The 8,138-nt window shown below is 68.7% G+C and carries 8 protein-coding genes; 7 read left to right on the forward strand and 1 reads right to left on the reverse strand.

The window, feature by feature from the left end; all coding sequences use genetic code 11:
• Positions 1 to 179: 179 nt before the first annotated feature.
• The gene (locus AC1DIW_RS21345) at positions 180 to 2,405 is read left to right on the forward strand and encodes a DUF2252 domain-containing protein (RefSeq protein ID WP_478110795.1); all 2,226 of its coding nucleotides are present in this window, start codon (positions 180 to 182) and stop codon (positions 2,403 to 2,405) included.
• 166 nt (positions 2,406 to 2,571) lie between these two features.
• Here the strand turns inward: AC1DIW_RS21345 and AC1DIW_RS21350 are convergent, their stop codons facing one another.
• The gene (locus AC1DIW_RS21350; protein WP_442281236.1) at positions 2,572 to 3,051 is read right to left on the reverse strand and encodes an ArsR/SmtB family transcription factor; all 480 of its coding nucleotides are present in this window, start codon (positions 3,049 to 3,051) and stop codon (positions 2,572 to 2,574) included.
• A 62-nt stretch (positions 3,052 to 3,113) separates the two neighbouring features.
• Here AC1DIW_RS21350 and arsB point away from each other — a divergent pair, with 62 nt between their 5' ends.
• The 6 genes from arsB to AC1DIW_RS21380 form a co-directional block, all read left to right on the forward strand.
• The gene (gene arsB / locus AC1DIW_RS21355) at positions 3,114 to 4,217 is read left to right on the forward strand and encodes an ACR3 family arsenite efflux transporter (protein WP_478110807.1); all 1,104 of its coding nucleotides are present in this window, start codon (positions 3,114 to 3,116) and stop codon (positions 4,215 to 4,217) included.
• The gene (gene arsD, locus AC1DIW_RS21360; RefSeq protein ID WP_478110797.1) at positions 4,210 to 4,638 is read left to right on the forward strand and encodes an arsenite efflux transporter metallochaperone ArsD; all 429 of its coding nucleotides are present in this window, start codon (positions 4,210 to 4,212) and stop codon (positions 4,636 to 4,638) included. Before arsB ends, arsD begins: the two co-directional genes overlap by 8 nt.
• Positions 4,584 to 6,440, forward strand: a complete 1,857-nt coding sequence (arsA, locus tag AC1DIW_RS21365; protein WP_478110798.1) for an arsenical pump-driving ATPase — start codon at positions 4,584 to 4,586, stop codon at positions 6,438 to 6,440. Before arsD ends, arsA begins: the two co-directional genes overlap by 55 nt.
• Complete coding sequence (locus AC1DIW_RS21370) at positions 6,430 to 7,056, forward strand: arsenate reductase ArsC (RefSeq protein ID WP_478110800.1); 627 nt, start codon at positions 6,430 to 6,432, stop codon at positions 7,054 to 7,056. The genes arsA and AC1DIW_RS21370 overlap by 11 nt, the downstream gene beginning before the upstream one ends.
• A gap of 96 nt (positions 7,057 to 7,152) precedes the next feature.
• A complete protein-coding gene (locus AC1DIW_RS21375) occupies positions 7,153 to 7,578 on the forward strand; it encodes an arsenate reductase ArsC (RefSeq protein WP_478110801.1) in 426 nt (141 codons plus the stop codon).
• A 72-nt stretch (positions 7,579 to 7,650) separates the two neighbouring features.
• A partial coding sequence (locus AC1DIW_RS21380) for an NAD(P)/FAD-dependent oxidoreductase (RefSeq protein WP_478110803.1) occupies positions 7,651 to 8,138 on the forward strand: 488 nt, incomplete at its 3' end.

The raw sequence follows: 8,138 nt of genomic DNA on the forward strand, positions 1-8,138 counted from the left end.
CGGGCCGCCACAGCCTCCGCGTTCCGCCCGAGGTGTGCCCGAACAGCCCCGGGAGCATCTGCTTGCGGTCGGCCAGCTCGATCCCCACGATCGCGTTCGTCGTCGGGACCGCCGCACGCAGCCGAGAAAGCCGAGCGTTGCGGTTGCGGTCGCCGCGCGAAACGCCACTACCGTTGTTCATGAACGTCCTCCTTCATGTGTGTGGGACACCAAGCCCGACAAGCGCATCAGGAGGACGTTCGCCACGCCAGACCCGACCGCGCAGAACGCCTTTCTATGCCGCTAGGGGCATTCCTCGGCAAGGAGGGCAGCGCGGTCTGACGCTGCGCGGCAACGGGATCTCCACGGCCAGCGCCATGCTGTGGGGCTCACCCGTGAGCGGTGCCTCGATGAACCCGGCCCGATCCCTCGGCCCGGCTCTCGTCAAGGGCGACTGGACCTCGTGGTGGGCGTATCTGATCGGACCGGTGGCAGGCGGCCTCATCGCCGTCGGCATCGCCTATGTGCTGCGGGGTCGCGGCGGAGGCCGCAGCGGGGTCGCGGCGGAGGCCGCAGCGGGGTCGCGGCCGCAGAGGCCCGCTGGACGTGCAATGGCGCCCCGGGGGCGATCCACAGTCCACCGGTTCGCAGCCGCCGTCACGACCATGAGGGCGTCAGCCGAATCGCCGACGCCGAAGGAAGTCGTGAAACGGCTGCCGGGCAGGGCTCGACCGCTCCCTCACCCCATAAGGATGATTCGGCGCAGGCCGTTGGATGCCATCGTGGGGGTTTCGAGTGCTGCAGGGTGTGCCCAACTGCGGTGCGGTGACGGTGCTCCCGACTCGGAGGACCATGCCCGACCTCGACCACACCACTGCGCCAATACGCCGGTCTTCGTTCTCGGGGTCGTCAAAAGACGCGAAAGAGACGCGCTTCCTCCTGAAGGCGTCGTGTGTGAGGAGCACCTCGTGACCACCACGATCAGACCCGCAACAACGCCAAGCCCTCCCGGCGCCAAAGCAGCACCCAAGCTGACGCACCTCAGCGTCGACGAGCGGGTAGCCAAGGGCAGGGCGGCTCGCAACGAGACGCCTCGCAACAGCCACGGTCGTTGGCATCCCGCCTTGGACCGACCCGATCCGATCGCCCTGCTGGAGGGGCAAGGCCTCAGCAGGGTTCCTGAACTGGTGCCCGTGCGCTACGGACGAATGCTGGTCTCGCCGTTCACCTTCTACCGGGGCGCAGCCCTCATCATGGCCAACGACCTTGCCGCCACTCCCCTGTCAGGGCTGAACACCCAGCTCTGCGGGGATGCCCACCTGTCGAACTTCGGCGTTTTCGCTTCGCCCGAGCGCCGGTTGATGTTCGACATCAACGACTTCGACGAGTCACTTCCGGGACCTTGGGAATGGGATGTCAAGCGGCTCGCGGCGAGTTTCGAGATCGCCGGTCGAGAACGCGGCTTCGCCCCGGAGGAGCGTTGGCAGATCGTTCGAGACTGTGTGGCCGAGTACCGGACACGCATGCGGCTGTTCGCGACGGAGCGCAACCTCGACGTCTGGTACGCACACATCGACGTCGAGACGCTGTACGACACGCTCAAGGGCAGCGTGTCGAAGAAGCAGCGGAAGAAGACGAAGGCGAACGTGGCCAAAGCCCGCACCCGTGACAGCATGCAGGCCTTCAGCAAGCTCACGCATGAGGTCGACGGGCATCGCCGCATCGTCTCCGACGCGCCCCTCATCGTGCCGATCGAGGACCTGGTACCGCCGGGCTCAGCTCGAGACGGTCTCGAGGGAGAGTTGCAGGCACTGATCCGCTCGTATCGGCGCACCCTTGAAACCGACCGGCGAGAGCTGCTGGAGTCCTTCCACTACGTCCACGCCGCCCGCAAGGTGGTCGGCGTCGGCAGCGTCGGGACGCGGGCCTGGATCCTGCTCCTGCTCGGCAGGGACAACGAGGACCCCCTCTTCCTGCAGGCCAAGGAGGCCGAGGCGTCCGTCCTTGAGAGGTTCGTGGGCAAGAGCAGGTACGCCAACCACGGACAGCGCGTCGTCGCCGGACAACGGCTGATGCAGGCCGCCAGCGACATCTTCCTCGGTTGGCAACGCGTCACCGGATTCGACGGTCAGGTACGCGACTTCTACCTTCGCCAGCTGCGCGACTGGAAGGGCTCCGCCGACGTCGAGACACTCCACGCAGACGCCATGACGGCATACGGACGACTGTGTGGGGCGACCTTGGCCCGCGCCCACGCGCGCTCCGGCGACCGCATCGCGATCGCGTCCTACCTGGGCGCGAGCGAGACCTTCGACGAGGCGATCGCCAACTTCTCCGTGGCCTACGCCGACCAGAACGAACGCGACTACCAAGCGCTCGTCGACGCCGTCGACTCCGGCCGCCTCGAAGCCCACACCGGCCTGTAGGGGACGACGGAGAGCGCACCATCTGCGCCGGTCCCACAGACGCTGACGGAGGCACTCACGGCCTGCCAGGAGCGCAAGTCCGCGCGCAAGCCGCAGCTCTGCCGCTGACCGGTCGTGCCGATGGTCGGACGTTGCGATCCGGCCGATGAGCGCGCCTCGATCGCGCTCAGCCGAGGAAGGCCCGGATCCCCTCGAGGGCCTTGGTGTCGAGGCGGAACCAGGCCCAGGTGCCCCGACGCTCACGGGTGACGATGCCGGCGTCGACCAGCGTCTTGAGGTGGTGGCTGACGGTGGGCTGTGACACCGGGACGGCCTCAGTCATGTCGCAGACGCAAGCTTCCTGGTTCGGGGAGGCGCTGATGATGCTGAGCAGCTGCAAGCGGACCGGGTCGGCGAGAGCTTTCAGCAGGCTTGCGCGTCGCTCGGCCTCTTCGCGCTCGAGGGCAACCACCGGGGGCGAGCCGCAGTCCGAAACCTGTGGCACTCGCTGAGGCGTCGTGCTCATTGTCGTGATGCTCACCTCGGTCACCTCCCGTTCACTTCCATAGACCAGCCTCAATGTTGACACATGTCGATGCAACTGCCAACGTTGGAGTATCGACCAGTGTCGATCCTGCAGCAGACCAGGCCCAGCTTCGAAGGACATCGGTGAACAACGCGCCCAGCCCCAGCACCTCCACCGAGGCCACGCCGCCCGCCCACGATCCGGTGGTGGCGAAACTCTCGACTCTCGACCGGTTCCTGCCGGTCTGGATCGGCCTGGCCATGGTGGCCGGCCTGCTGTTGGGGCGAGTCATCCCCGGCCTCGGCAACGGCCTCGCGAAGGTGGAGGTCGACGGGGTCTCCCTCCCGATCGCCCTCGGACTGCTCGTCATGATGTATCCCGTCCTGGCCAAGGTCCGCTACGACCGGCTCGACTCGGTCACGGGCGACAAGCGACTGCTGGTCAGCTCCTTGTTCCTCAACTGGGTGCTAGGGCCGGCGCTGATGTTTGCGCTCGCTTGGATCTTCCTGCCCGACCTGCCGGCCTACCGCACGGGCCTGATCATCGTCGGACTCGCCCGGTGCATCGCCATGGTCATCATCTGGAACGACCTCGCCTGCGGTGACCGCGAGGCCGCGGCCGTGCTCGTCGCGCTCAACTCGATCTTCCAGGTCGTCGCCTTCGCCGGGCTCGGCTGGTTCTATCTCTCCGTGCTGCCCGGCTGGCTCGGTCTCTCACAGACCGGCATCGACGCCTCGACGTGGGACATCGCCCGCTCCGTCCTCATCTTCCTCGGCATCCCGCTGCTGGCCGGGTTCCTGTCGCGCCGGCTCGGCGAGAGGCGTCGTGGGCGCGCCTGGTACGAGGGGACGTTCATCCCCCGCATCGGCCCCTGGGCGCTCTACGGGCTGCTGTTCACCATCGTCATCCTCTTCGCCCTGCAGGGCGACGCGATCACCTCACGGCCCCTCGATGTCGTGCGCATCGCGCTGCCACTCCTCGTCTACTTCGCCGTGATGTGGGGCGGCGGGTTCGGACTCGGCGCCAGTCTCCATCTGGGCTACGAGCGCACCACGACGCTCGCCTTCACGGCCGCGGGCAACAACTTCGAGCTCGCCATCGCCGTCGCCATCGCCACCTTCGGCGCCGCCTCCGGACAGGCCCTCGCCGGCGTCGTCGGCCCGCTCATCGAGGTGCCAGCCCTCGTCGCCCTCGTCTACGTCAGCCTCGCCCTGCGCAAGCGCTTCCACGTCGTCCCCGGCGGCCCGAACGCCCCCCGCACCTCCCCGTCGGACATGACGCCAGCGAAGGAGTCGCGCAATGCCTGAGATCCACGTCTACGAGCCCGCGCTCTGCTGCAACACCGGCGTGTGTGGACCCGAGCTCGACGAACGCCTCGTCGTGTTCACCGCCGACCTGGCACACGTCAACGAGGCAGGCGGCCAGGTGCTGCGCCACAACCTGGCCAAAGACCCGCAGGCCTTCGTCACGAACGACGCCGTCCGGAACTTCCTCCACCTTTCGGGATCCGAGGGCCTTCCGCTGACGACGGTGGACGGCGTGACCGTGCTGACCGGCGTCTACCCGACCCGTGAGCAGCTGGTCCGGTACTCAGCCCTCGCCGAGTCTGCGCAGGGCGCATCCTCTGACCGTCACCTGTTGCCCCTGGCCCAGACAGCCTCGGATGCCGGCTGTTGCGCGCCGGAGGCTTCCACGGGTTCGCCCAGCCCTTCGACCGGCTGCTGCTGATGCTCTCCCTGCCCTTCCTCGACGCTCCGCCCCGGTTCCTGTTCTTCACCGGCAAGGGCGGCGTCGGTAAGAGCTCGCTGGCCTGCGCTACGGCGGTGCACTTGGTAGGGCAGGGCAAGCGGGTACTGCTGACGAGCACCGACCCGGCGTCGAACGTCGGACAGGTGTTCAACGCCACCGTGGGCAACGTGGTCACTCCGGTACCGGGTATCCCGGGTCTGGACGCTCTGGAGATCGACCCGCAGCAGGCAGCCGACGCCTACCGAGCCGCGATCATCGACCCGGTGCGCGACCTCCTGCCGGCCGCCGAGGTCTCGGCGATGACCGAGCAGCTCTCGGGAGCGTGCACGACCGAGATCGCCTCGTTCAACGAGTTCACCTCCCTGCTCGCCGACGAGTCCGCCACGGCCGCCTACGACCACGTCCTCTTCGACACCGCCCCCACGGGGCACACCGTCCGACTGCTGCAGCTCCCGGGAGAGTGGACCACCTACCTGTCCGACGGCAAGGGCGACGTGTCATGCCTGGGACCCGTTGCGGGCCTCGACCGGCTGCGGCACGACTACGCCGGCGCACTGGCAGCGCTGACCGACCCGACACGTACGCGCCTTGTCCTCGTGACGCGCCCGCAACGCTCCTCCATCCGGGAGGCCGCACGCACCTTCGACGAGCTGCGCGAGCTGGGCATGACGAACGCCCATCTCGTCATCAACGGCGTCATCCCGGGGTACGCGGCCGCCGATACCACTGACGACATCCTCGTAGACGCGGTGACTCGACGCGAGAGGGAGGCGCTGGACGCCATCCCCGCCGACCTTGCCGCGCTGCCCCGGACGACGATTCCGTTGCTCGCGTTCAACACGGTCGGCGTCCCCTCGCTCCGCGCTCTGCTTGACCCCGACGCGACACCGGCCACTCCAGCCGGCGACGAGATCGCCTCTCTGCCAGACGGTTTGACCAGCCTTCGTGACCTCGTCGACGACCTCGAGGCGGACGGCCACGGCCTGGTCATGTGCATGGGCAAGGGCGGGGTCGGCAAGACCACCGTCGCCGCCGCAGTCGCCCTCGAGCTCGCCTCCCGCGGACATGAGGTGCTGCTGACGACCACCGACCCGGCCGCCCACCTGAGCGAGACGCTCCAGGCCGAGGTCGAGCACCTCACCGTCGAGCGGATCGACCCCGAACAGGCCATCATCGAGTACCGCGAACGAGTCATGGCCGGCAAGGGCAACGCGCTCGACGACGCCGGCCGGGCCGTCCTCGCCGAGGACCTGAAGTCACCGTGCACCGACGAGGTCGCCGTCTTCCAGCAGTTCTCCCACGTGGTCTTCCGGGCCCGCAAGCAGTTCGTCGTGCTCGACACGGCCCCGACCGGCCACACCCTGCTCCTGCTCGACGCGACCGGCTCCTACCACCGCGAGATCACGCGCCAGATGAGCGAGGGCACCCGCTTCGTCACCCCGCTGATGCGCCTGCAGGACCAGAGCCAGACCAAGGTCGTCATCGTCACCCTCCCCGAGACCACGCCAGTGCTCGAGGCCGAGGAGCTCCAGGACGACCTCGCCCGCGCCGGCATCACCCCGTGGGCCTGGGTCGTCAATGCCAGCCTCACCGCCTCGGCGCCCACCTCTTCGTTCCTGCGGGCCCGAGCCCACGCCGAAGCCGACCCGCTCGCTCGCGTGAACGAGCTCTGCCGACGCGTGGCGGTGCTGCCGCTGATGGCCCTCGAACCGGTCGGCACCGCTGCCCTTTCAGAGCTGACCCGACCTGCCATGGAAGGAACCCTGACCGATGCGCACTGACAGCGCCGCTGGCTCGCCCGACTACGACCGGATCATCGAGGACCTGACGTACAAGTACGACGGCGTCTTCTCCAAGGAGTCGGTGGCGCAGGCCGTAGCCGACGCACGCGCCGCCCTCGAGCCCGTCTCGAAGATCCCCACCTACCTGCCGATCCTGACCGCGCGCTACGCCACCCAGCAGCTGACCGCAGCAGCGCAGGCCGAAGGCCGGATCACGAAGCAGGTGCCCGAGCTGCTCTTCGTCTGCGTCCACAACGCCGGCCGGTCCCAGATCGCCGCAGCGCTGGCCAAGCACCTCTCCGGCGGCCGGGTCCACGTCCGCTCCGCCGGCTCCGCCCCGGTCGACGAGGTCAACGCCACCGCAATCGCCGTCCTCAAGGAACGCGGCATCGACCTTTCCGAGGCCTACCCCAAGCCGCTCACCGACGACGTCGTGCGCGCCGCCGACGTCGTCATCACGATGGGCTGCGGCGACGCCTGCCCCATCCTGCCGGGCAAGCGGTACGAGGACTGGGACGTCGCCGATCCCGCCGGCCAGCCCCTCGAGACCGTCCGCGACATCCGCGACGACATCCAAGGCCGCGTCACCCGACTGCTCCGCGACCTCGGAATCTGACCCAGCGACACCACCCCAACCCGCGCCTCCCACACTCGCGCCTGCATCAACCCACCGAATCCACGACCCCCAAACCAGAAGCAAGGAGCCACCCACGTGAGCAACCAGACCGACAAGCCCTCCGTCCTCTTCGTCTGCATCCACAACGCCGGCCGCTCCCAGATGGCCGCCGCCTACCTCGCCCACCTCTCCGGCGGCGCCGTCGAGGTGCGCTCGGCGGGATCGGCTCCCGCCGACCAGGTCAACCCGTCCGCCGTCGCCGCCATGGCCGAGGAGGGCATCGACATCACCGCCGAGACGCCCAAGGTCCTGACGACCGAGGCGGTCAAGGAGTCCGACGTCGTCATCACCATGGGGTGCGGCGACACGTGCCCGATCTTCCCCGGCAAGCGCTACGAGGACTGGGACCTCGCGGACCCCGCAGGCAAGGGCGTCGAGGCCGTGCGCCCCATCCGCGACGAGATCAAGCAGCGCATCCTGGGCCTGCTCGAGTCCCTCGACGTCACCCCAGTCTCTGCCTGAACACGGCCTCGCCGCAGAACGCGCTGACTTACAGACCCACTGACCGCATCGGCTACGCGACAAGGACCCCGCATGACTGACACGACCGACGTCCGGAACGTCATCATCATCGGCTCCGGCCCCGCGGGCTACACCGCCGCGGTCTACGCGGCCCGCGCGAACCTCGCGCCCCTCGTCTTCGAGGGTGCCGTGACCGCCGGGGGCGCGCTGATGAACACGACCGAGGTCGAGAACTTCCCCGGCTTCAAGGACGGCATCATGGGACCCGACCTCATGGACGGCATGCGCGCCCAGGCCGAGCGCTTCGGCGCCGAGCTCGTCACCGACGACGTCACCGCGGTGGACCTGACCGGCGACGTCAAGACCGTCACCGACGGCGAGGGCACCGCCCACCGGGCCCGCTCGGTGATCCTCGCGATGGGCTCGGCCTACCGTGAGCTCGGCCTGCCCCGCGAGAAGGAGCTGTCCGGTCACGGCGTCTCGTGGTGCGCGACCTGCGACGGCTTCTTCTTCCGCGACCAGGACATCGCCGTCGTCGGCGGCGGCGACTCCGCCATCGA

It is taken from the genome of Terrabacter sp. 01T434 (assembly GCF_056398545.1).